Source organism: Ignatzschineria indica (genome assembly GCF_003121925.1).
GTDB lineage: Bacteria > Pseudomonadota > Gammaproteobacteria > Cardiobacteriales > Wohlfahrtiimonadaceae > Ignatzschineria > Ignatzschineria indica.
This window is the reverse complement of sequence record NZ_QEWR01000004.1, coordinates 110,376-135,113: the sequence shown is the minus strand read 5'-3', so window position 1 is coordinate 135,113 and position 24,738 is coordinate 110,376. Positions and strand designations below refer to the sequence as shown.

At 42.4% G+C, this 24,738-nt stretch carries 20 protein-coding genes; 8 read left to right on the top strand and 12 right to left on the bottom strand.

What is annotated here, in order from left to right:
• The first annotated feature begins 118 nt into the window (after nucleotides 1-118).
• From DC082_RS08035 to phnD, 4 genes are all read left to right on the top strand, one after another.
• A complete protein-coding gene (locus DC082_RS08035; RefSeq protein WP_109236536.1) occupies nucleotides 119-1,324 on the top strand; it encodes an ABC transporter ATP-binding protein in 1,206 nt (401 codons plus the stop codon).
• An 8-nt stretch (nucleotides 1,325-1,332) separates the two neighbouring features.
• Complete coding sequence (locus DC082_RS08030) at nucleotides 1,333-2,154, top strand: glycerophosphodiester phosphodiesterase family protein (protein WP_109201668.1); 822 nt, start codon at nucleotides 1,333-1,335, stop codon at nucleotides 2,152-2,154.
• Nucleotides 2,155-2,395: 241 nt separating this feature from the next.
• On the top strand, nucleotides 2,396-3,079 hold the full coding sequence (locus DC082_RS08025; protein WP_109236535.1) for an MBL fold metallo-hydrolase: 684 nt from the start codon (nucleotides 2,396-2,398) through the stop codon (nucleotides 3,077-3,079).
• A gap of 559 nt (nucleotides 3,080-3,638) precedes the next feature.
• Nucleotides 3,639-4,637 (top strand): phosphate/phosphite/phosphonate ABC transporter substrate-binding protein, encoded by a 999-nt coding sequence (phnD, locus tag DC082_RS08020; RefSeq protein ID WP_109236534.1) that lies wholly within the window; start codon nucleotides 3,639-3,641, stop codon nucleotides 4,635-4,637.
• Here the strand turns inward: phnD and mnmC1 are convergent.
• Complete coding sequence (mnmC1, locus tag DC082_RS08015) at nucleotides 4,618-6,105, bottom strand: FAD-dependent 5-carboxymethylaminomethyl-2-thiouridine(34) oxidoreductase MnmC1 (protein ID WP_109236533.1); 1,488 nt, start codon at nucleotides 6,103-6,105, stop codon at nucleotides 4,618-4,620. The two genes, phnD and mnmC1, sit on opposite strands and share 20 nt — an antisense overlap.
• A gap of 255 nt (nucleotides 6,106-6,360) precedes the next feature.
• Between mnmC1 and DC082_RS08010 the strand changes: the two genes are divergently transcribed.
• Nucleotides 6,361-6,873 carry a DUF1307 domain-containing protein gene (locus DC082_RS08010; RefSeq protein ID WP_109236532.1) on the top strand — a complete coding sequence of 171 codons (513 nt, stop codon included), beginning with the start codon at nucleotides 6,361-6,363 and terminating at the stop codon, nucleotides 6,871-6,873.
• Nucleotides 6,874-6,982: 109 nt separating this feature from the next.
• Here DC082_RS08010 and DC082_RS08005 read toward each other — a convergent pair whose 3' ends face one another.
• From DC082_RS08005 to DC082_RS07990, 4 genes are all read right to left on the bottom strand, one after another.
• Nucleotides 6,983-8,248 (bottom strand): ABC transporter permease, encoded by a 1,266-nt coding sequence (locus tag DC082_RS08005; RefSeq protein ID WP_157957425.1) that lies wholly within the window; start codon nucleotides 8,246-8,248, stop codon nucleotides 6,983-6,985.
• Nucleotides 8,241-9,434: an ABC transporter permease gene (locus tag DC082_RS08000; protein ID WP_109236530.1), complete on the bottom strand. Its 1,194-nt coding sequence runs from the start codon at nucleotides 9,432-9,434 to the stop codon at nucleotides 8,241-8,243. The genes DC082_RS08005 and DC082_RS08000 overlap by 8 nt, the downstream gene beginning before the upstream one ends.
• 47 nt (nucleotides 9,435-9,481) lie before the next feature.
• Entirely contained in the window at nucleotides 9,482-10,471 is a 990-nt protein-coding gene (locus DC082_RS07995; protein ID WP_109236529.1) for an HlyD family secretion protein, read from the bottom strand.
• A gap of 628 nt (nucleotides 10,472-11,099) precedes the next feature.
• The gene (locus DC082_RS07990) at nucleotides 11,100-11,993 is read right to left on the bottom strand and encodes a LysR family transcriptional regulator (protein WP_094567567.1); all 894 of its coding nucleotides are present in this window, start codon (nucleotides 11,991-11,993) and stop codon (nucleotides 11,100-11,102) included.
• Between the two features lie 399 nt (nucleotides 11,994-12,392).
• On the opposite strand from DC082_RS07990, the gene DC082_RS07985 reads away from it, so the two are divergent.
• The gene (locus DC082_RS07985) at nucleotides 12,393-12,683 is read left to right on the top strand and encodes a DUF2798 domain-containing protein (RefSeq protein WP_109236528.1); all 291 of its coding nucleotides are present in this window, start codon (nucleotides 12,393-12,395) and stop codon (nucleotides 12,681-12,683) included.
• 197 nt (nucleotides 12,684-12,880) lie between these two features.
• Here DC082_RS07985 and pnp read toward each other — a convergent pair whose 3' ends face one another.
• The 7 genes from pnp to gmk all read right to left on the bottom strand — a co-directional run bounded on the left by pnp (nucleotide 12,881) and on the right by gmk (nucleotide 21,624).
• Nucleotides 12,881-14,977, bottom strand: a complete 2,097-nt coding sequence (pnp, locus tag DC082_RS07980; RefSeq protein ID WP_109236527.1) for a polyribonucleotide nucleotidyltransferase — start codon at nucleotides 14,975-14,977, stop codon at nucleotides 12,881-12,883.
• A 337-nt stretch (nucleotides 14,978-15,314) separates the two neighbouring features.
• Nucleotides 15,315-15,581: a 30S ribosomal protein S15 gene (gene rpsO, locus DC082_RS07975; protein WP_094567569.1), complete on the bottom strand. Its 267-nt coding sequence runs from the start codon at nucleotides 15,579-15,581 to the stop codon at nucleotides 15,315-15,317.
• 201 nt (nucleotides 15,582-15,782) lie between these two features.
• Nucleotides 15,783-16,364: a DUF192 domain-containing protein gene (locus DC082_RS07970; RefSeq protein ID WP_109236526.1), complete on the bottom strand. Its 582-nt coding sequence runs from the start codon at nucleotides 16,362-16,364 to the stop codon at nucleotides 15,783-15,785.
• A gap of 86 nt (nucleotides 16,365-16,450) precedes the next feature.
• Entirely contained in the window at nucleotides 16,451-17,668 is a 1,218-nt protein-coding gene (locus DC082_RS07965; protein WP_157957424.1) for a cupin domain-containing protein, read from the bottom strand.
• A gap of 77 nt (nucleotides 17,669-17,745) precedes the next feature.
• A complete protein-coding gene (locus DC082_RS07960) occupies nucleotides 17,746-19,923 on the bottom strand; it encodes a RelA/SpoT family protein (protein WP_109236524.1) in 2,178 nt (725 codons plus the stop codon).
• Nucleotides 19,924-20,479: 556 nt separating this feature from the next.
• A complete protein-coding gene (gene rpoZ / locus DC082_RS07955; RefSeq protein WP_109236523.1) occupies nucleotides 20,480-20,707 on the bottom strand; it encodes a DNA-directed RNA polymerase subunit omega in 228 nt (75 codons plus the stop codon).
• A gap of 269 nt (nucleotides 20,708-20,976) precedes the next feature.
• The gene (gene gmk, locus DC082_RS07950) at nucleotides 20,977-21,624 is read right to left on the bottom strand and encodes a guanylate kinase (protein ID WP_094567574.1); all 648 of its coding nucleotides are present in this window, start codon (nucleotides 21,622-21,624) and stop codon (nucleotides 20,977-20,979) included.
• A 166-nt stretch (nucleotides 21,625-21,790) separates the two neighbouring features.
• On the opposite strand from gmk, the gene DC082_RS07945 reads away from it, so the two are divergent.
• Together DC082_RS07945 and mnmG are read left to right on the top strand one after the other, a co-directional pair.
• The gene (locus tag DC082_RS07945; RefSeq protein ID WP_094567575.1) at nucleotides 21,791-22,375 is read left to right on the top strand and encodes an invasion associated locus B family protein; all 585 of its coding nucleotides are present in this window, start codon (nucleotides 21,791-21,793) and stop codon (nucleotides 22,373-22,375) included.
• 445 nt (nucleotides 22,376-22,820) lie between these two features.
• Nucleotides 22,821-24,734: a tRNA uridine-5-carboxymethylaminomethyl(34) synthesis enzyme MnmG gene (gene mnmG, locus DC082_RS07940; RefSeq protein ID WP_109236522.1), complete on the top strand. Its 1,914-nt coding sequence runs from the start codon at nucleotides 22,821-22,823 to the stop codon at nucleotides 24,732-24,734.
• The last annotated feature ends 4 nt before the right edge of the window (nucleotides 24,735-24,738 follow it).

The following is a 24,738-nucleotide window of genomic DNA, read 5'->3' as shown; positions in this document are numbered from 1 at the left end:
GTCATAAAACGATAATAAAAAGCTGAGGGAAAGCTAACGGGAAGCTGAGAAGAAACAGAAGATAGAAATAGATAATCGACAAAGAAAATTATCAAATCAATAGAAAGGATCTATTAAAGTGGCAAGCGTAACATTGAAAGGAATTACTAAACATTATGGTTCTAAACGAAATCCAGGTCCTCCCATCTTAAAAGGGATCGATATCGATATTACTGACGGAGAATTTATTGTCGTTGTTGGCCCCTCAGGCTGTGGAAAATCGACGCTACTCCGTGTTATCGCAGGTTTAGAGGCGGCTTCAAGCGGTACAATTATAATAGGTGATCAGGATGTTACCCATTTAGAACCTTCCCAGCGGGATATTGCGATGGTCTTTCAAAATTATGCGCTCTATCCTCATATGAGTGTCAGAGAAAATATGGCTTATGGCGTTAAATTAGCAAAAATGCCTAAAGCAGAGATTGAGCGACGTATTCAAGAGACCGCAAGAATGCTTGATATTGAGATGCATCTTGATAAAAAACCGAATGCCCTTTCCGGCGGGCAGCGGCAAAGAGTTGCCATGGGACGTGCTATTGTCCGGCAACCAAAACTCTTTCTCTTTGATGAGCCCCTCTCCAATCTAGATGCTAAACTCCGAACCTCTACTCGTTTAGAGATCCGTCGTCGCCATAATGAGATTGGTATTACCTCCCTCTATGTCACTCACGATCAGACAGAAGCAATGACACTTGCTGACCGAATGATTATCTTAAATAATGGCAATATTGAGCAATTTGGTACACCTGAGGAGATCTTTCATCAGCCCGCTTCCACCTTTGTTGCACATTTTATGGGATCACCGGCGATGAATCTTCTTCCTGTTACGATCGATAGAGAGGAAGTCTATTTTAAAAAAGAGAGACTCAATGGTGTTCGGGCTCCACAAAAGCTACTTAAAAAAGCGCAGAAAGAGTGGATCTTAGGCATTCGCCCTGAGCAGATTCATTTAGTTTCAAAGGCGTTAGAGTCCTCTCTAAAATCGGCTACAAACTCAGTTTCAGATTCGACTCAAATGCCGACAACAGACTCCACTTTAGAGAGCGCTTCCCTCCCCATTGAAGCAAACCTAACACTCACTGAGAATCTCGGCTCTGAGGTCTTGCTCTATTGTGATCTTGCCGGAGAGATGATTACTCTCAAGATTCCCCATACTGCTCAAAAAGTCGCTCAATATCGTTCTCGAGAAAAACTTTTCTTACAATTTCCAGAGCAACATCTCTTCTGGTTTGATCCAATAACTACTCAACGGATCGAAATAGATCACTCCATCTCCAAACTTTAAGGATCATTATGATAAGAGTTGAAAAAGAGACCACTCCCCATACGCTTACTAATCCTAACGCCTCCCCTTATCCCACCCTGATTGCCCATCGAGGTGCCGGTAAGGAGGCTCCCGAAAATACATTAACTGCATTCCGCTATGGTAGTCAGCAAGGTTTTACCATGTTTGAATGTGATGTGAAGCTCTCACAAGATCAAGAGCTCTTTCTGCTCCATGATACGACCTTAATGCGAACCACCAATGGTAAAGGGAGTGCTTATGAGTATTCTTGGGATGCGCTCTCTCGTCTAGATGCCGGAAGCTGGCACTCTGCTCAATATAGCGGAGAACCACTCGCCCGCTTTGAAAGCCTGATCAATTTTATCCTTAATAACCACTATCTCCTTGATGTAGAGATCAAACCCAATCCTGGAGAAGCTTATAAAACAGGTGTTGCAACGGCAAGTTTTCTCCAGAAAAAGATCATCGAATATCGATCACAGATACTTGATTTACCGCAGCCTCCTTTTCTTCTCTCCTCTTTTGCGCCAGAGGCACTACAAGGGGCCAAAGAGATTGCACCAGAAATTCCAAGAGCCTTACTTGTGAATGATTGGTCTCAGGGGGAGGCGACTATTTTTGAGCAGATCTCTCAATTATCCTGTTCTGGAATTATTCTAAACTACCAGATTGTCTCCTCCGAAATTATTGAAAAAGTGCATCAGATGGGAGGTTTTATTATGGTCTACACTGCAAATGAATGTTTACAGATCAATAAATTACTGAAAATGGGGGTCGATTCGGTTATTACCGATAATATGGATCTCTATAATATGGATCTTTCGCTGTAGATCTGAGCTTTAAGTTTTATATCTCAACCCTTACCAATAAACTTTTTAAGAGGCTGCATAACTTAAGAGTAATGATAGAGAGTAATCATAAAAGCAACCTAAAAGCTTAACTTTCGATCCTTTCAGCCATACGCTTGAATCTTGGCAAATAAGTGTGCATTTATCTCCCAAAGGGACCATAATGGAGGAATAATCACAGAAGTTACAGCTATAAAACAACGATAAAATTTAGGAGTAGCAGATGAGTAAGCGTTACAAAATTCATTCAAAAGTTTATGAGCGTTATGAAAACTTTATGCATATTATTGAAGATCTTGAGACACATGAAGCGATCATTATCGATCCTGCTTGGGATGAGGAGTACTTTACAGATGAGATCGAGCGCCTTGGCGTAAAGCCTGTTGCTATCTGGTTAACTCATGGACATCATGATCATGTCAGCGCGGTACAGATGCTTCGAGATTTCTACCCAATGCCGGTCTATGCTTCTGAAGTTGAGATCGATTTTATCAACTCCTATCCTAAAGGGGATCTCCCCCCTGCTTTTCGTGAATTACCCGATGATGTGATTCCCTTAGCAGATAATGATACTCTCTCCTTTGCCGGCGAAGAGGTTAGAATTATTCATACCCCTGGTCATAGCCCTGGATCGATCTGCTATCTCTTCTCTGATGATATTATTACCGGCGACACCCTCTTTGTCGATGGTGCCGGTCGAGCTGATCTGACAGGATCCGATCCGGAAGCACTCTTCCACTCTCTCAATCGCCTAGTTGAGGAAGTTCCCCATCATGTGGAGATTCACACAGGCCATGCTTATGGTCCTTCAGCAACAGCGACATTAAAGGATCAGATCCAAAGTAACCCCTTTTTACAAAGGATCGATGATCAAGAGGAATTTATCCGCTATCGTATGAGCCGTTAATAACGCTCAATAGGGATCAGATCGTAGCTATTAAGATGCATTTTTAATAGATACAGACAATAGCTGCGATTTTCCATCTTCATGATGAATGCTAGATACTCATACTTAACCCGATTAATTTAATTAAAAATATCTGATCATTACCCCCCGATTTTCAATAAAATAGCTACGTTTATCCCATCACTATTAATAAAATAGAGGGTGAGATCGATCACAAAGTAAATTTATTGTAAACGTTATCCCTTACTGAAAAAAAGATGCGATACTAAAGAGATAAAATCTGCGTAAATTATAATCAGCTTTGAATCCTGTTTAGTCGCGCTTGAATCGCGCATGAGTCGTGCTTAAGCTCTATTTATTGTAAGCAATTTAAGTCATACTCATTAAAAATTGTGATTTATGATCATAGACCTATGATCTATGATCTATGATCTATGATCAATAAAATTTATCACCTATAAAATAGGGTATAAAAAAGTAGAGCGATTGAGGGATCACAACGATTTATTAAAGAATATTTGAAATAGAGTCACTCATTAGGGAATAGTAAGATATTAGTATGAAGTCGATTATCCATAATTATCAAAGAGCTATAAGAAGACTCTTCAGCACACTCCTACTACTATTTTTGACGCTCCCATCGCTAATAGCTGCGGACTCCCCTATTAATGAGGGTAAGTTGCAGGATATTTTAGATCCCAAATATTATGATATTGATGGCGATCTTCTTGCAGATCCCCCGTTACTACCCCATCTACAAGTCGATCCAGCAACATTAGTGATCTCTATTGTTCCTAATGGAGATGAACATGCATACGCGCACCAGCTCAACCCCTTCTTTAACTATCTTCAAAGCTGTCTACAGCGACCTGTTATCTTCTACCCCATGCAAAGTAGCTATGCAGAGGTAGAAGCGATGCGTAATGGTTCCATTCATATTGCAAGCTTCTCAGCAGGAGCGCTCATTCATGCTGTTAATCGAGCAGGAGCGATCCCTTTTGCCGGCAAGGGTAATGAAGATGGATTATTAACAACCGATATGATTGTAATCGTCCGGCAAGATAGTCCCCTTTATAACCTCAAAGATCTGAAAGGCACTCGCGTTGCCCATGTCAATTTTGCTTCAAGTGCGGGGCATCTAGCTGCGCTCTCCCTCTTCCCGGCAGAGGGCATTACTCCTGGGGAGGATTATGAGATCTTCTTTTCAGGCAAACATCGACAATCTATTTTTGGGGTTAAATCGGGCGATTATGATGCTGCCCTCATCGCTCAAGAGGTTCTCGATCGTTTAGTACTCCTCGACCTTGCCAGTTATGATGATTTTAGAATTATCTATCGTAAAGGTTCAGCACCTTTTGCCGCCTATACTTACGCACACAATCTCGCGCCGGCACTTAAAGAGCAGATCCAAAACTGCTTCTATCAATATCGTTTTCCCGAAGAGATGCAGAGAATCTATCTTGGCGCAGATCGATATCTCCCTCTCAATTATCAAGAAGAGCTAGAGACTCTATTTCAGATCTATACGCCTCAAAAGCTCAATCAAGAGATTGATTAAAACGTAATGCATGGTAGTAGAAACGATTAGGATGAAGCGCCTCTCGTAGCGCTTGAGACAATTGCACATAAGAACAGCTTTCTGACTTAGGTAATAATTCCATACGAGACTCCATACTAGGCTCTATACAAAACTCTCCAATAATATAATCCCGTAAGAGCACAGCACTAATGGGCGCAGAGATCATCCCACGTGACCCGTGTGCCGTTGTTAAATAGAGCCCTCTTTCCCAGGGAATTGGAATCTTAGGAATTGCTTTAGCATCTGCACGTATGGCGGCAAAATCGGCCATAAAACGTTCTCGATTTGCGATGGGCCCCACGATCGGCATCGACCCCATAGCACTTGCTCGAGTAGCCGCCCGGCCTTCAAGCGCCAGTTGCTGAAGTGCCGTATCATCCATCTTTGAGCTAAGCCCTAAATCTGTTGCAAGTTCTGGAGAGCTCTTCTCTAACATCGCGATATTTTCTCGATGCTCTTCATCTGTTAAATATCCACCAGCCTCATGCCGGCGAAAAGTTGCGCCAAAGGTACTCCTTTTCAAACCAACTCCCTTTGCCGGCGCAATATAGCCTTCACCACTTATCACCATCTTCAGTGGATTATCTCGATTGATCGTGGTCGTCTGCCCGCGTACAACAGTAAAGGGAAGATGACGACAGGGCTCCAACGTCGCAACCCCTTCTGCCATCGCTAAAATCACCCCTTTACTGCGAAAAGTAGAACCATCTTCACAGCGCACCTCCCAAAGAGGGCAGGCTTCATCCAAAGCATCCAATGTCGCCAGATGCCCACTATCATCAGCTCCGGCAACACTTGAATTTCTCGCAGAGATCTCCTCTCTTTGAAGACGATTAATACTCGTTACAACCTTGCCACATAATCGCTCCGTATCAACACTTTTTAAGAGTGCCTCTACAAATGCCGGCGGAGAGATCCAGCCTGATGTAGGGAAATAGAGCCCTCCGGCAGTCAGTGGTACACCGGCTAATTGAATCGCCTCTGCTTGATCGACCCACTTGAGTAGTGATGGAGGATAAAGCTCCGCTAATTGTTGCTGTTTTTCTCCCTCTTTCTCAGAGCGAGTTAACTGAAGAAGACCACAATCATCCCAATCTTCTCCTTTCTTTAGTAGAGAATCTGCTGTTAACTTCTGCAATAACTGACGAACATAGTGTAAGCCAGAAATCAGAAGCTCATTTTGCACTTCGGTATGGGGAGAGAGCTTTAAGTAGAGCATTCCTTGTAGATTTCCCGATCCGCGAGAAGCAACCTCTGCTTCAGCCTCTAATAATAAGGTTCTAAACCCTGCATTTGCCAACTCATAAGCGCTCGAAGCTCCCGCAATACCACCGCCGATAATAATAAAATCATATGGAGGAGGCTCAATTCCTTCCGCCTGATATTGCTCAGTGCTCCATATGATCTTGGGTGCCTGATACCAAGGAATCATCCGTTCTTTTGTCACACAATACTCCTTACCTTAATGCGGTTTTTACCTCGACTGCTGAGCCGCGAATTGTCTCTAGAGAATTAATCACTTAGTCCATGCTCTTCCCTATTTTAACGGAAAGAGAGTAAAAAAAGGATTCTTTCCACCCATTCCCTACTTTTTCTACTGAAACATAGCATCCCCCACTTTTGTTCTATAGAATGGAAAAGAGTGAAAGTTAAAGGAAGTCCGTTAAAAAACTACGACAATTAAAACTAGGATAATGAAATTATGAAAAGATTATTAAAAATAGGCGCTGCACTGCTCCTTGCTGCAACTATAGCTGCCTGTAGCGAGAAAGAGGCAACACCTATCGAACAAGAGGTTTCGGTTTATGAGTTAAATCAGCCAGGGATCTCCATCAAAATGACCTTAGTAGGGGAAAATGATCAGCTCGTTGAACAGAGTACAGAGAGCATTATTGATTATGATCTGATTGAGGCAAAAAATGCTGCAGAGGCAAAGGCGATCCTAGATGAGTTGACAGGATATGTCGATTATAGTGATGTTAAAGGGATTACCTATGAGATGATTTATGGGGAGAAGAGCGCTAATGAAAAGATCGCCGTTGATCTCAAAGTTGCGGATCTCGTAGAGTTAGCAAATTTACCAGGTACTGCTTTCGAAGGGGATCCCACAATGGCGATCAGCTACTCCGCGACAGGCGATATGTTGGAAAGTTCTGGTTTTACCAAACAGCGTCAAATTGAGAATAAGAAAATAGAAGAGGAAAAGTCGAAATAGTAAAGCAATAGTATCAATCAAACAACCACAAAAAAGCTGAAGTTTAATCTTCAGCTTTTTTACTATCGTCATCTCATTGAGTGCCCACTCTACACATTATGACTTCTCATTATGGCTTCTCTATAGAGGGAGCCGATGCATCCAATGCATCATCCTCTTCTCTCTTTTGTGCCACTTCAGTCTGCGCCTCTACCAATAAAGCTCGCTTCTGTAGACCACGATAGTAACGGGTCATCATCCAGAGCGCCAAAAGACCGTAGACGCCTAACTGCACAACTAAAAGTATCAACTCAGGGATCATATTACTAAAACCGCCCCCCATCTGATTCATCGTGATCATGCTAGTAATTGCTGGAAAAATCGGCATTAGATAGGTGAAAATTCGTAAGGCCCAAGGAATCATCTCTGTGGGCCAACTCATCCCTGAAAGGAAGAAGATCAACATACTTGAGGGAAGAATAATTAAGAAGACTGAATCAAACTTTCTAAAGAAGAGGCCAATAAAGGTACTCATAAAGATCGTTGCGGATAAAAAGAGTAACCCAAAGAGCATCAATCGCGGCAATGAACCATGAAATGGTAACTCATAAAAGATCGGTGTTATCCCCATATAACAGATGAAGATCACAATACTCACCATGAAATAAGCAAGCCATTTACCGGCTAATGTCATAAAAGCAACAACAAATGGGGACGCTTTAGGATCAGCTACCAAACCTTTATCAAAATCTGAGTTACGCCCTAAAATAAGCGAAATCACCAATGCCAAGAAGAGACACTGGAAGACAATTAAGACATAAACCGGAGGAATGACATAGGTTGCATAGCCATTTTGTGGATTATAGAGCGGAATAACAACCGGAGTAATCGGGGTACTATTACCAAAGGCAACAGCGGGATCCACTCCCATCTGTATCTGCTTAACAGCCCCGATACTTCGGCTCATTGTCTTCACCACACTTTGGACCGCCGTCATCATACGACTATAGATAATGACGTAGCTAGCATCGCCATAAAATGAGAACCCACCGCTTCGCCCACTTAAGATATTTTGTTCAAACCCTGGGGCAATATAGAAGATCCCATAGACTTCACGATTACGCATCATATGTTCCGCCTCATCCATAGTATGAACGTGACTGACAATATCGATTCGATCTGTTGCATTCAATTTTCGTAAGATATCACGGCTTAATGTTGAGTTATCAAGATCAACCACCACCGCCGGAGCATTTCGCACCTCCTCATTATCGTAAGGAATAGGATAGTAGAAGAAGTAGAGAATCGATCCCGAAACAAGAATACTGATAATCGCCTCGACCGTGAAGATACGATTAAACTCCTTCAGAAAGATCTGCAAAATAGTCTTAAACACGTTTTGCCCCCTTTTTATAGAGATGGAGTCGAATAATCACAACGATATAGGTGATAAGAGCGATCAACAACAGCGAGAGAAGTGGTGAGAGATTATAGGGAAATTCATGCCCTCTAATCGTCTGATCTAGACGGATCTCCACATACCAGGTAATGGGTAAAACTGCGCCCCAAGCGATAGCATACCAACTCATAGCGATCCGGGGAAAGAAGAGTCCAATAAAACCAAAGGCAGGGGATGAGAAGCTACTTGCCGCTCCATAATTGATCACCTTTTCCGGTAACCAGAGGGCAAAAACAGCCGCCCAAAGTTGGGCCGCTACAATAAAGAGAGCCGTTCCTAAATAGAGTATAAAGAGGGATCCCCGTATCGGCATATCAAAAAAGAGTACTAAGACCGCATCTAAAACGATATGAACCGCTAAGAACCAGAGAAGATAGGGGATAATTTTATTAAAGAGATAACGGAAGTAACTGCCATTAGCCATCGCTAAGGGGACGGCAATACCGCCTAACTTATACTTATCCCGAACAATGGTAAAGACCATCGTTACCATAATTAAGATCTGTAGCAATGTGGGAACGACACCATTGGTTAATGTATAGTTATAGTTGAGCGTTGGGTTAAAGACCGGATGAATCTCTAACTCAATGGGAGAGAGCTGTTCAGCCGCAATTGGCCGAGCAATCCCCTGATCCATCATTGTTTCAGCTTGATAGTTGGTGATGATCGAAGTCAAAGCAGAAGAGAAACCACTCTGTAACGCCGAGCCTATCGACATATATTGATTGTTATAGAATGTTGTTACTTCAGGCGATTCATTCGCTAATAACAACTTCTCAAAATCGGTTGGAATAAAGACAATTCCATAAACCTCACGATTAAGAAGCTTCTGCTTCGCATCATGAAGAGAGCTATCCCTCGCTGCAACCAATACTTGTGGTGAGGCGGCGATATCCTGAATCAAGGAGCGTGATGTCACGGTCCGATCCATATCGACCACCGATACCGGCATCTTCTGAATAACGCCTTCAGAGAGTAATCCCGTATAGAAGATCACCACCAATAATGGATAGATAAAGAGGGCAAAAAAGAGACTCTTCTCTCGAAAGATCAGACGCATCTCCCGATAGAGAATTGAGAAATAGTGCTCTTTAACAACCGCTTCAGTAACTCTCTTTTCCATCAAAGTCCTTTAAATACGTCTTTTAAATACGCTGCAATGAATGGCGATTAATCTGCCGTATGGCGAGACTTCCAGTCGGCAATAACACTCATACCAGGTAATAAACCCTCTTCAGCTTTTACCGGCTTTGCTTTTACTTCAAAGGTGCGAAGATCAAAATCACCTGTTGCTTTGGTCGCTTGCCAGTTGGCAAATTGCCCCAATGGATTGATTGCTTGGATATAGACATCAATATCTTTCTTAAGCGCAGGAACATAGACGGTAAAATGATCCCCCACAGCGGCATAGTTGAGGTAATCTTCGCGGATATTAAATGTTAACCATAAATTATCCATATTAATTAAAGAGTAGAGAGGGGTTCCGGGATTGTAGAGTTGCCCCACTTCTGCAACACGAACAGTTACCTGACCATCTGATGGCGCATAGACTGTTAAGGCATCATAATCTGATTGCACTTGAGAGAGCGCCGCTCTTGCCTGCTCTACTTGTGCATCTGCAAGAGATTTCTGTTGCGGGCTACTACCACTCACTGCAAGCTCATAATTTGCTTTAGCTGCTGCAGCTGCTTCCATCGCTGATGAGAAGGCATTTCGCGCTACATCAAGATTCTGTTGTGAGACACCCCCACGCGGTGCGGCACCCTCCATTCTATCGAGATTACTCTTTGCTAAGAGCAGATCAGCCTCTGCTTTCTCATATTGTGCTCGCATCGCTTCAATGGTCTCAGGACGAGTACTATAGACAACATCTCTATTCGCTTGAGCGACGCGATATTGCGCTTCTGATGTTGCTAACTGCGTCTCAAGCGCTGGACTCTCAAGTCTTAATAGTAGATCCCCTTTTTTAACCTTATCGCCAATATCTGCCGTCAATTCAACAGCACGTCCTTGCACTCGAACCGAAATATCGACTCGATTTGCAGCGACTTCCCCTTGAATCACAAGCTCAGGTTTATGGTGAGAGATATAGAAAAGGGCTGCCACTAAGAGCAGGATTACAGCAATAATAATCGCGATAGTCGTTGTAATTTTTTGCATACGTTTTAATATCCGCGCTAAACCTAGTTTTAAATGAATGAATCAAATAAGAATCAACAAAAAGGAAACATAATGGTGCATATCATAGCATGAATGCATCTTATGCACATCTTTGATATCACGATCTTTATCAGTTTTTTCTCCTGAAAAAGGGATAAAAAAAGCGAATATAAATGAATATAAACGAGTATAAAAAAAGACTGTCACCTTGCGGATCCAGTCTCTTCTTGTTCGATTAACAGCGCCAAATAGGCATCCATTGATCACCTTCTAGCTAGTTGAGATCCTCTTAAGATCACGATAACTATAACTGTTAATCATGGGGAATAATTCCCCATCTATCAGCTCGAGATAACGCTCCTACCTCTTTTTAGAGCCCCGATATCTTAGTTTGCCACAATTAGGAGATTCAATCTCTCTAACTCTTATCATCAGCATTATGAGCGTGAAGTGGATACCGTTTATCTTAACGATTTATCTTCCCTTCTGCTGTGATAGGCAGTTCCTCCTCCACCTACTAGTGATATATTTTGCCTTCTTTAATAATGAGCTATTTTTTATTTTTATAAATATTACTAAGATCGGTAAGGGCTATTTAATACCCTTTAGCAGAAAGTCTCAAATGACATTATCGCGGAAGATATAACTTTTGGTTATACTCTTTAAGTCTTCTATTGAGAAATTTCTGAATAAGCTTCTGATAATCTTGCGATATTTTTCGTAAAGGCCGATCCGATTGATAGAGCATACAGAGGTCTAACATCATCGGTTCTTTAAGAGGATAGATCATGGAAAAGGGCAAAACTTCTGCCGCAGAGAAGAGATCGCTGATCGTACACCCGACTCTTCGCTTCACAAATTCAGCCGCCATATAGTAGGTATGTACATTAAGTTGCGTCGGTTTAAAGGTACGATATTGATGAATCATGGTTGATAATGAATCGGCACCAGGATTGATCCAACGATCATCATCGATCGCTTCAAGACTCATGACACCTTGCTCTAAAGGCTCTGCATCAAGATAGACAACCGGTATTTTCGCTAATGTAATAGAACTAATACCCTGCTCCTTAATCGGCCGAAAAGAGATTGCAAAATCGAGCTGATAACGATTAAGGAGATGGATTAACTCATCCGTATGATAAGTTGAGACCTCAACTCGCGACTGGGGATAACGCTCTAAAAAGAGCTTCGTCACCTCAGGAATAAGACTTAAACCTAAACTTGGCAGACAGCCAATGGAGATATTCCCCCGTGGTTTTTCCGCTAAATTTTCCGCCATTAACTGAAAGTCACTCAACTCTTGATAGATCATCTGCGCTTTATCGTAGAGAATACGGGCCTCTTTTGTCGGAATCAATTTACCACGTGTTCGCTCAAAAAGGAGATAACCTAAACGCATCTCTGCATGTTTTAAGGTTTTACTCACTGCAGGTTGTGAGATATGCAACATATCTGCTGCCCGTGAAATCGAGCCGCAGACCATAATGGCATAGAAGACCTCTAGATGCCTCGTATTCATTCTATTTCCCCCTAACTAATAATTATTTATCACCTTCGATTAATCTTAAATAGTAGATCTGCCTCTAATAGATCAACCTCTAATAGATCAGTCTCTAATGGATCGGCCGCTAATAGATCGACCTCTAGATCCCCTTCTACTTAAAGTAGTGACCGATAACCGCCCCTTCTTAAGCGCACTTATCATGCGTTCAGGACAAGCGTACAGATCAATCTTCACAAAACAATATACCTATCTGTATATTGTTTTTTCTTGAATGATTCGCTACCCTACAGGTTATACTCAATCCTATACCGGGGTTGCCCACAGAGTTATCCACAAGATGATCTCTTTAGTGTATCAGATAAACACAACAATCAATGGAAATGGATTGTTGAAAATAAGTTAGAAAGGAGTCTCATGAGCCAAAATAGATTTGACCGATATAAACTTCATCCAAAAAATAGATTTGACCGATATAAACTTCATCCAAGAATGATGCATATTCTTGTCCCCTTCTTCCTCTCATTTGGAATGTCCTGCATTGTCTCTCTGGTAAGTACCTTGATGAGTGTTGGTTTTTCCGGTTTTATTGTAGGTGAATGGTTCGGCGCTTGGATGCTCTCCTGGCTCGTTGCCTTTCCCTCTGTTCTAATTCTGCTCCCTATTATGCGACGATTAGCGCTACTTTTTGTCCGTAAGCCAGAGTAGTCACCTCTATAGGGAGCATAATGGATTAAGTGGTCATAAATTAGATAGTAATATATCGATATCACGCTAAAATCGGTGCAATAAAAAACCCCAGCTCAAAATGAACTGGGGTTTTTAGATGTTATAGAGATGATCTCTCTACTCAATGTACCTAATCGATGTACCACTAATCGGTATCACTAATTAGATCTAACTAATTACTCAACATCTTTCATCGTTAAACGGATACGTCCTTGACGGTCAATCTCAAGTACTTTCACCTTCACAACTTGACCAACATTGAGGTGATCCCCAACATTAGAGATACGCTCTTCAGAAGGGATCTGTGATACGTGAACCATACCATCTTGTCCTGGGCGAAGATTAACAAATGCACCGAAGTCCATAATACGAACAACTGGCGCATCATAGATCGCACCAATCTCAATATCAGAAGTGATCTCTTCGATACGTTTTTTCGCTGCTTCAGCTTGATCATTATTGACAGCAGAGATACGAACTTCACCTGTATCTTCGATCTCAATAATCGCACCTGTCTCTTCGGTAATAGCACGAATCGTTACACCACCTTTACCGATCACATCACGAATCTTATCGGGATTGATACGAATTGTTGTAATACGTGGCGCAAACTCAGAGATCGTTTCACGCGACTCACTAATTACGCTATTCATCTCATCAAGAATATGGAGACGCGCTACTTTCGCTTGTGAAAGTGCCGTATCCATAATCTCTTGGGTAATACCATCGATCTTAATATCCATCTGCAATGCCGTGATACCCTCTTTCGTACCGGCAACTTTAAAGTCCATATCACCAAGATGATCTTCATCACCTAAGATATCGGTTAAGACCGCATATTGATCCCCTTCCTTAATTAAGCCCATTGCAATTCCCGCAACAGGGGCTTTTAAAGGAACACCGGCATCCATCAATGCAAGCGAGCTACCACAGACAGAAGCCATTGAGCTAGAACCGTTCGATTCGGTAATCTCAGAAACAACACGGATCGTATAAGGATACTCTTCCATATTAGGCAATACTGCAGCAACACCACGTTTTGCAAGATTTCCATGACCAATTTCACGACGTTTGGGTGAACCCACGCGACCTGTCTCTCCAACTGAGTAAGGAGGGAAGTTATAGTGAAGCATAAAATTCTCTTTATATTCACCAGAAATAGCATCGATAATCTGTGCATCACGCTCAGTACCCAATGTTGCCACAACTAATGCTTGTGTCTCACCACGAGTAAAGAGTGCTGAACCATGTGTACGTTTTAAAACGCCAACGCGCGAGACGATAGGACGTACGGTTTTAGTATCGCGTCCATCAATACGAGGCTGCCCTGCAAGAATTTGACTACGAACAATATCCGCACTGATGCGACCAACTTCTGCAGCAACTTCAGCCTCTGTAAAGCTCTCTTCTGCATCTGTTACTAACTCGGCAATTGCACGCTCTTTTGCTGCATTAATAGCACTGCTACGCTCTTGCTTCACGGTAATTTTAAAAGCCGCTTCTAAATCAGCACGGACCAAGTCTGAAACTGCTTTTTTCAGTGCTTCATTCACTTCAGGAACTTCAAACGGGAATGGCTCATTACCCACTTTATCCGCGAGCTCTGCAATATTGTCGATAACAACTTGCATCTCTTGATGACCATATACAACAGCACCTAGCATTACCTCTTCTGAGAGAAGGTTAGCTTCAGATTCAACCATCAATACCGCACCTTTTGTGCCGGCAACGACAAGATCAAGATCTGAAACTTTTAACTCTGAACGTGTTGGGTTTAAGATATACTCATCATTGATATATCCCACACGCGCCGCACCTAAAGGTCCATTAAAGGGTAATCTTGCAATTGAGAGCGCTGCAGATGCACCAATCATCGCAACGATATCTGCACTGATCTCTGGATTGATAGAGACAACGGTTGCCACGATCTGAACTTCATTGGTAAATGCTTCATGGAACAGAGGACGCACAGGGCGGTCGATAAGACGCGCAACTAAAATCTCCTGCTCTGAAGGACGGCCTTCACGACGGAAAAATCCACCTGGGATCTTACCTGCCGCATAGGTTTTTTCCTGATAATCAACCGTTAATGGAAAGAAGTCACGCCCTGGATCTGCACTCTTTGCCGCAACGACTGAGACAAACAGTGTCGTTCCCTCAACATCTACCATCACAGCTGCTGTCGCTTGACGTGCAATTTCAGCTGTTTCAATTGTTACCTTACGACCACCGTAGGTAAATTCCTGTACAATCGGTTTTAATTCTAATGTCATATCTCTGTTTTCCTTTATTTTGATCTCTCTTTTCTGACCTTTTTCATACTCTTTCTTTAAATAAAGGATCTTCAAATTAAAGAACTATAGAACTCTAAGGGAACTGCTTCATCTCTTACAATAAAGCGTAAACTTGATGCCGCCTCAAACAAAAGATGAAGCAGTGCCCCTACAGATAACTCTATTTAAAGAGATTACAAAAAAGGATAAAAAGCCAAACTACAAAAAGCCCCCACAAAAGATGCGGGGGCTCAATTTTACAGGTACATTACACCTAGCGCATTATCAGTCATGAGCTGGGGATAATCTACAAAAAAATACATCTTTATCAATACAATTAACGACGTAATGATAAACGATCGATAAGATTTTGATAACGATCTAAATCGATAGATCTTAGGTATGTAAGCAACTTACGACGCTTGTTTACCATCTGTAATAGACCACGACGTGAGTGATGATCTTTCTTATGCTCAGCAAAATGTGCTTGAAGCGCATTGATGTTGAACGTTAAGAGTGCTACTTGTACTTCTGGTGAACCTGTGTCGTTAGCGCCACGACCGAAATCTTTAACGATCTCTGCTTTTTTTTCTACTGTTAACATGTATAAAAACTCCAAAATTTTATAAATAGTGTCAATGGCGATGACAGCATTTAATCTCGGCATTATAGTATGTTTCTCTCAAAACACCAACTACTAAAATAGGGATTGATCTCTCAAGGTGAAAATTGCGCAGCACGCTGACGAACCCTCTTGCAAAATCAATAACCTCAACACTCAATCTATCTGCCTTTTATCTAACGTCTAGCGCCACTGCCAACTAATATTGTCCCCAACCTTGAGTCCTAACTTTTCTGCCATCCCTTTATTGAGCTCTAAAACATACTTTCCAGGAGCTTTAGCAGGATAGGAAGGGCATCGGCTCGTACGACAAGGCTCTGCTTGGACAATATCAACCACTTCACCATCTTCAGCTATATAGATAATATCGAGCGGGATTAAGGTATTTTTCATCCAAAATGAGAGAAATTGCGTCTGAGGAAAGAGAAAGAGCATTCCCCGCTCCTCCGGCATCGACTCTCGATGCATCAATCCTTCTGCCTGTGCCCGGGAATCAAGTGCAAGCTCAACAATAATGGGGGTTTCATGAATACGCATCTCCCCTTCTCGCAATCCCGATTGTGGTGAAAACCCAAAGCCAGGCTTCACAATGCCGGCACCCTGCTCTAAAAAATGGCGAAGATCCGGGTTATCTCTTCGAACCTCTGTCGCCATAGCACTAGGAAGAAGCTGGAAAAACAGTAGTAGCAATATAAAATAGAGCGCAATATGAATATGCTCCCAGCGACTCACTCTCTGCTTCAGTGGATCCAATACTCTCTCCATTCATCTATCTCCCTTGACATTATCACCCATCGATCTCATCACACAACTACCCAACCCTATAAAGCGGATGCCCTATCTGAAACTGATTACTCATCAAGCTCGTCATCGAGTGCATCATCAAACTCATCTTCCGCCTCATCGAGAAGCAAAATTCCATCTTGAATCAATTGTAGAAGAAATTGTTGCGCTATAGGGGCGGTGAGCATCTCTACTAGCTCATCATAGCCCCACTCCGTCTCGACGGTTAATTGCTCTACAAGCACTCTTTCACTCAGGGGAAGAGAGTAACTTTTACCAGCAGCAAAGAGAAGAATCTCATCACCCGAGATATAGTGAAGGAGCGTTATGCCCGGATGAACTTCGAGATAACCACCATCATCGAGATACTCCATAAGCGCATCAAACGTTAAACACTCTTCGAGCGATTCAGGCACCTGAAACATCTTCGGCTCAGTGATAAAAGCACCGAACCATTTTGCAATCTCCGCACGATCTTGGGTCAATGCCGACTCTAAAATCGCCACCACTCGATCCACTGCCGCATCACTTAGAGCACCAGGTTGCGTTACAACTTCCAATTGTGGATCACAATAGCGAGCATCTTCTGCTACCTCATCAAACTTCATCTCCATATAGTCGCGCAACATCTCACGATGTTTTGGCGCACGGAAACCGATCGACCAGGTGACACTACGACCAATGTTCACTCCATAATGACCAATTCTCGGCGGAAGATAGAGAAGATCACCAGGTTCTACAATCCACTCTTCATCGGGGCGGAAGTTTTCAATCAAGCGAATATCAACGCCCTCAACAAAATCATCTTCCGAAACAGGAGCATAGCTGATCTGCCAACGCTTCTTCCCCATTCCTTGTAGAAGAAAGACATCATAATCATCCCAATGAGCACCGACATTGCCGGCATCTTCACCTAAACTGACTTGAAGATCATCTAAACGCCAATGGGAGATAAAGCGAAAAGGATCGAGCATCGACTTTAGCTCTGGAAGATTCTTCTCTACATCATTCACTACAAGCATCCATGACTTTTCAGAGAGTGTGGCAAAATCCTCTTCCGTTGCCGGCCCCATCTTCAGCTGCCAAGGGCGCTCCCCCCCACTTTCGTAGATAAATCGAGAGGGAATGAAGGGCTCAAAAGCAAGTCCCGCAATCTCATCCGCTGTTAAAGGATCTTCAAAGTTAGGAAAAGCCCCCTTTACAAAGAGTGGCTTCTTTTGCCAATACTCTTGCAAAAATTGCTCAGCGGTTAGGCCCCCTAAAAACGGTAAAGGTTGATTCTTCATCGACAATTCTCTCTCTATCTTCATCTACTATCTCAATTTCCAACTTAAATTAACGCCTTGAAATTAAGGTCTTGAAATTAACGTCTCGAAACTCGCTCTACCATCGGCAATAAACGGAGTTCCCGCATAATATCGGCAAGATGTTTTCGATCTTGAACATCCACAACAAAGCGAATCTTCACAATCTCATCGCTCATCGGCTCTGAAGTAAATTCACCAAAATCGAGATTCATCTCCGTCACTTTTGCACTCACAGATGCGATCGCACCACGACGATTTTTAGCAATAAGGGTTAATTGTACCGGGAAATCTCCGCGCGCTTTTTTACTCCACGCGAGAGGAATCCAGCGATCTTCATGCTTCTTATAATTCTCCACATTGGCACAATCGACCTGATGGATCACCATGCCGTGGCGCTGACTGAGATAGCCGATAATAGATTCCCCCGGCAATGGATAACAACAACGACCGAGCGTTGTCTTCATCTTCTCAGCACCGATAATAATATCGCTTGAAACTTCTAGTCCATCCTCATCTTCATCCGGTGCCTCATGCATCTCTACTTCTAACCCCTGCTTCACTAAGAAGCGGTTAATAATGTAGTGCATCGGATATTTTCCACGACCGATCGAAATTAAGAGCTCCTCTTTCGAACCTAGCTCTAACTCCTCGAGGAGAACCTCTTGATCTTTTTCAGCAAAGTCATCGAGAATAATCCCCTTATTCTCCAATTCAAGAGAGAGGAGACGCTCACCAATATTGTAAGCCTCTTCACTCGATAATTTAGAGAGATACCCAAGAATACTCGTTCTTGCTCGCGCACTGACCACATAATCGAGCCACTTCGGTGATGGTCTTGTGCCCTCTTCGGTAATGATCTCCACAGTCTGTCCATTATGGAGAGATTGGGAGAATGGTACCTGTTGTCCATCGACGATAATCGCCTGACAATGATTCCCCACTTCCGTATGCACAGCATAGGCAAAATCGATCCCTGTTGATCCTTTCGGCAACTCAATAATGCGCCCTTTAGGGGTAAAGAGATAGATCTCTTTCGGGAAAAGATTAGCTTTCATCGCCTCCATAAATTCAACAGAGGAGATGGCGCTATCTTGTAATTCTGTTACAGAATCGAGCCACTTATTGGTCCGAATCTGATTCTGCTGCCCTTCATAAGCATCTTTATAACGCCAATGCGCTGCCGCACCTGCCTCAGCAATCACATGCATATCACGCGTTCTAATCTGCACCTCAACCGGCAAACCATTACGTCCAAAGACAATGGTATGTAGACTCTGATAGCCATTCCCTTTAGGAATCGCAATATAATCTTTAAAACCACCAATAATCGGCTTATAGAGTTGATGCACCATCCCCAAAACGCGATAACACTCATCAACGGTTGAAACAATTACGCGAATAGCGAAGATATCATAGACCAACTCGATCTTACCCTTCACTTTCAACTTATTATAGATACTCCAGAGATGCTTCTTACGTGTCGAGATTCGAGAGAGGATATTGCCGCGGACTAAACGATCGTAGATTGTATCTTTGATCCGCGTTAAATTTTCACTCTCACTCTCATACTTCTCTTCAATCGCTTTGGAGAGGACGGCATAACGCATCGGATAGATATTCTCAAAACAGAGATTCTCTAAATAGACCTGTAAGGCATACATTCCTAAACGGGCAGCGATCGGCGCATAAATCTCCAGTGTTTCATTTGCGATACGGCGCTTCTTATAAGCCGCCAATGCCCCCAAAGTCCGCATATTGTGGAGTCTATCAGCAAGCTTTACCATAATGATACGCAGATCTTTTGTCATCGCGAGTATCATTTTACGGAAGTTTTCTGCTTTTGCTTCCTCTTTAGAACGGAACTTAATCTGCGTTAATTTTGTAACGCCATCAACAATCTGCGCGACCTCTTCCCCAAACTCATGGGCAATCTCATCGTAGCCAATATCGGTATCTTCAATGACATCATGCAACACCGCCCCCACTAAAGAGGCTTTATCGATCTGGACTTCCGTTAAGATCAAGGCAACCGCTAACGGGTGAAAAATATAGGGCTCGCCAGAGGAGCGAAACTGTTCCTGATGCGCAAACGCACCATAAATACATGCTCGTTCAACCTCTTTTACTTCTTCTTCCGAAAGATAGCGACCTACGATTCGCAATAAGCGACCGACCTTAATCTCAAATTCTTTACGCCAGGGAAGAAGATTTGGAGGCAATTGATATTTCTCCATAATCTACTCCTAATTAACAACGATAATTATTGTCACTCAACTGCTACACCTCTCTACAGAGATTCTATAAATTCTATAATCTATAAACTCTATAGACTCTATAGACTCTATAGACTCTATAACGATAATAACTCGAAAGAGATTATCGATGATGGATCGTAACAATAGAGTAAACAACAACTCAAAATATTCGACTGATACTTGATACTCACTTGATCATGACTTGATAAACGCGCAACAAATATGCAACAGATACCCTCATATCCCCTCAATATTTAATAGGGGCTTTAAGGGGATATACTAAAAATTTCTAGAGACTCAAGATATTTCAGGCATTTTAAGGAGGTAAATATCTCAAATAATCCTCTTAAGGCATCTTATCCTTTATATGAGCAATAATCTATCGAGAGATTCTATAGAAAGAGAAAAAAAGATGAGAAGCAATCTGCCTCCCATCTTCTTAAGATCTCAAACTATTAAGCGATCCTTTTAAACTATTTTGTAATCGCTCTTTAAATCTGTTTCCAACTGAAAAGTTTAAGTGAAAACTCAAATATTAGAAGCCTGCGTGAAAATCAGCCTCTTTTGCATTGATCTCATCCGGTGAAATTTCACCTTTAGCAATCTCACGAAGTGCAATCACTGTCGGTTTTGATGCGCGACTACGGCTTACTGTCGGCTCTGCACCACGCTCTAACTGTCTTGCGCGCTTTGCTGCAACAGCTACTAATTGAAAACGGTTATCAACCTTCTCTAAACAATCTTGTACGGTTACTCGTGCCATAAACTTATCTCCTAACAAACACTAAACATTAAAATATATTGGGAATACTTCTGAAATACTCTGGGAATATATTGAGAATATACTGAAAACACTATTGATAGCATATAAGGGAGTAAAAACGCCCTAAATCTATTTAAGAGTGAGTATTCGGGCTATCACAATGATATTCAATAACCCATCGAGCCGATATCAATCCGCTTATTACCCTAAGGTCGGCATCATACCACTCATTCTATCGATTTTAAAAGAGTCTCAGCTGAGACAGAAAATTAGAGAGACTCACCTAACAAAGCTGTCAATAAATCTCTATTTTTAACCTGCTGATAGGCGGTACGCAGTCGATTAACATGAAAAATCTCCTGTAGATCGCTGAGAGCTCGCTCAAAATCATCATTAATCACAACATAATCAAACTTCTCATAATGCTTTATCTGATTAACAGCATCGGCCATTCGTTGATCGATAACTGCTTGATCATCCTGATTCCGAGAGGAGAGGCGCTCTTCTAATGCATCTAATGAGGGAGGAAGAATAAAGATAAGTTCAGCTTCCGGCATAATTCTCTTCACAGAAGCCGCGCCTTGCCAATCGATCACTAACACCACATCTTTACCGCTCTCTGTATGTTTCTCAATCTCCCAAAGCGATGTCCCATAGAGATTACCGAAGACTTCGGCATACTCTAAAAACTCACCACGATCCACCATTGCGATAAACTCTTCTTTCGAGGCGAAGTGGTAATGAACCCCATTCTCTTCCCCTTCTCTTGGCGCCCTTGTTGTATGTGTCACCGCTCGTGTCACATAAGGATCGCGTGCCATCAGCCCATCTACCAATGTTGTCTTTCCACCACCTGATGGCGCAGAAATTACATAAACCTTACCATTACCTAATGCGCATTTTTGCGATAATTGCATTTTACCCTTCCTGAACAGATATCTATCAATCTTAACAAGGCTTCCCTTGATCGATTATCGAACTAGTATATAATAAACCTCTTGTAATGTTATTCTATTTCCATCAAAAACAGTAGAATAGTAAATCATTTGTAGCGTTCCCAATTATATGGAGTAAAAGCCAATCATGTTGAAAAAATTACTACTTAGCGCCAGTGTTGCTCTCCTTTTAGGGGGCGTAGCTGCAGCACAAAACCAAACTGAAGTTGTCTATCTCAAGCAACACGGTGATTGGAAAGTTGAGTGCTTACAAGATACCGTTCCTGAAGGAACATTTGAAAGTTGCTTAATGTCTACAACAGGCGATATTGAGTTAACCAATCCTGAAGATGAATCACAAAAGCAGAAAATTAAAGCGTTAAGAGCGTCTGTGATCTATATCGATGGCAATCCAACTTTAATCTTCAGTGCGCTTCCAGGAACGCTCTTAATTCCTGGTCTTGAATTTAAGATCGATGGCAAGCAACTTGAAATTGATGGCACAAAAGTAACCGGCTTAAGCTTTGAGCGTTGCTTACCAGATGGCTGTATCACGGGTCTTCCGATCAATGATCCTAAAGTTCTTAACAGCTTGAAAAATTCAGGCAAGCTTAATGTCAGCTATACCCATGACTTCTTAGGTCCTGAAACAAACAATGTTAAAATTGACCTCTCCATGAAAGGTTTTACTAACTCTTTAGAAGATTTAGCAAAACAATCTGAGAAGAAGTAATTCACCGATCAATTTGATGAGACCTTAAAGGTTAATGCTTGATTGATATTCAATTAATATTCAATTAACCCTCGATTAATCCTTAAGTACTTATTGAAGAGATAGTGTGAAAAGAATCGATTTTTGAAGGGATCAACATTGGTTTGATCCCTTTTTTAGATTATAATTACCGCTAAAAGATCACCCTAAAAAGAGATCTCTCAGAGAGCATCAATAGTAGAGATGATCGAAAGAAGATATAGATTCCTTCACTTCTACCACTTATCGAATTAGCGATAGAGTTGCATCTCCTTCTCACAGCAGTAATTGATGATGAAACTCCCTATAGATAGCGTCAAATCGTGACGCAACCGATGAATGCAAAATCTTTCGTTCTCCGCTCTCCCTCACTTATCCATTCAAAGATTAAAACTAAAAATTTCATAAAATTAATATAGAGATATCTATGAACTACCCACAACATTTTGGCGTCATTGTTATTGGCGGCGGCCATGCAGGAACAGAAGCAGCGCTTGCATCGGCTCGTCTTGGTGTTCCTACACTCCTTCTCACCCATAATATTGAGACTTTAGGTCAGCTTAGCTGTAATCCTGCTATTGGCGGTATTGGCAAGGGACAGATTGTAAAAGAGATCGATGCCTTAGGTGGATCGATGGCACATGCAACGGATCTTGCCGGCATTCAATTTCGTATCTTAAATGCCTCCAAAGGTCCTGCCGTTCGCTCAACTCGCGCCCAAGCTGATAGAACTCTCTATAAAACTGCGATTCGTAAGATCTTAGAGAATCAACCCAATCTCTATCTCTTCCAGCAAGCAGCTGATGATCTTATCTTAGAGGGCGATAAAGTTGCTGGCGTCATTACTCAAACAGGAATTCGTTTCCGAGGTGAGACCGTTATTTTAACAGCCGGTACATTCCTCTCTGGGTTAATCCACATCGGCATGGAGAACTATAGCGGTGGCAGAATGGGGGATACCGCTTCGATCTCCCTCTCCCACAAACTCGCTGAACTCAATCTTGGGAAAGGCCGCCTCAAAACAGGAACACCTCCCCGTATTGATGGTAAAAGTATCGATTTTACCAATATGACAGAGCAACCGGGAGATGAACCGACACCAGTCTTTTCCTACTTAGGATCACGCGCTGAACATCCCCGTCAAGTCTCCTGCTGGACAACCTTCACCAATGAGCGGACCCATGAGATTATTCGAGGCGGACTCGACCGCTCCCCCATGTACGCTGACAATAAGACAATCGAAGGCTTAGGTCCGCGTTATTGCCCTTCTGTAGAAGATAAGATCATGAAGTTTGCCGATAAAGATCAGCACCATGTCTTCTTAGAGCCGGAGGGTCTCGATACCCATGAATATTACCCTAATGGTATCTCAACAAGCCTCCCCTTTGATGTTCAGGTCAATCTTGTTCGCTCAATCCCCGGCCTTGAAAATGCACATATTACTCGCCCAGGTTACGCTATCGAATATGATTTCTACGATCCGCGCAATCTTAAGTTTACTCTTGAGACAAAAGCGATCGACAATCTCTATTTTGCGGGCCAAATTAATGGCACAACCGGCTATGAAGAGGCGGGCGCACAAGGTCTATTAGCAGGTCTTAATGCGGCTCGTCGCTATCTTGAGAAAGATCCATGGTATCCAAAACGTCATGAAGCTTATACCGGCGTCATGATCGATGATCTTATTAACCTCGGCGTTCGTGAACCCTATCGCATGTTCACCTCTCGTGCTGAGCATCGCCTCATCTTACGAGAAGATAATGCCGATGAGCGCTTAACCCCGATCGGCCGAGAACTCGGTTTAGTCGATGATTATCGCTGGGAAAAATTCTTAGAGAAGCAGGAAGCGATCGCGCAAGCAGAACAACAATTTAAAGATTGGATGATTCGGATCGATTCACCTGCTGGGAAGAAAATTGTTCAGGAAAATAAGGTTGCCCTCAAACAGAATATTCGGGCGATCAATCTTCTTAAACGCCCTGAGATCTCCCTAACAACTCTAGTTCAATTAGAGGATGAACAGGGCCCGGATCTCTCTCAATTTTCAGATGAAGTACTGCAAAAAATTGAGATTCATACTAAATATGAAGGCTATATCAATCGCAGTATTGAGGATATTAAGCGCAATCAAAAATTTGAAAATGCGCCACTTCCTAGTAATGTAGATTACAGTCAAGTGGAAGGGCTCTCTATTGAGATTCAAGAGCGCCTCAATCAAGCACAACCTGAGACATTAGGCCAAGCATCCCGAATTCAAGGGGTTACACCTGCTGCGATCTCATTGATACTCGTTCACTTAAGAAAAGGGAAACTCCCAGTCAAAAACCGAGAAAAGGATTAATAGC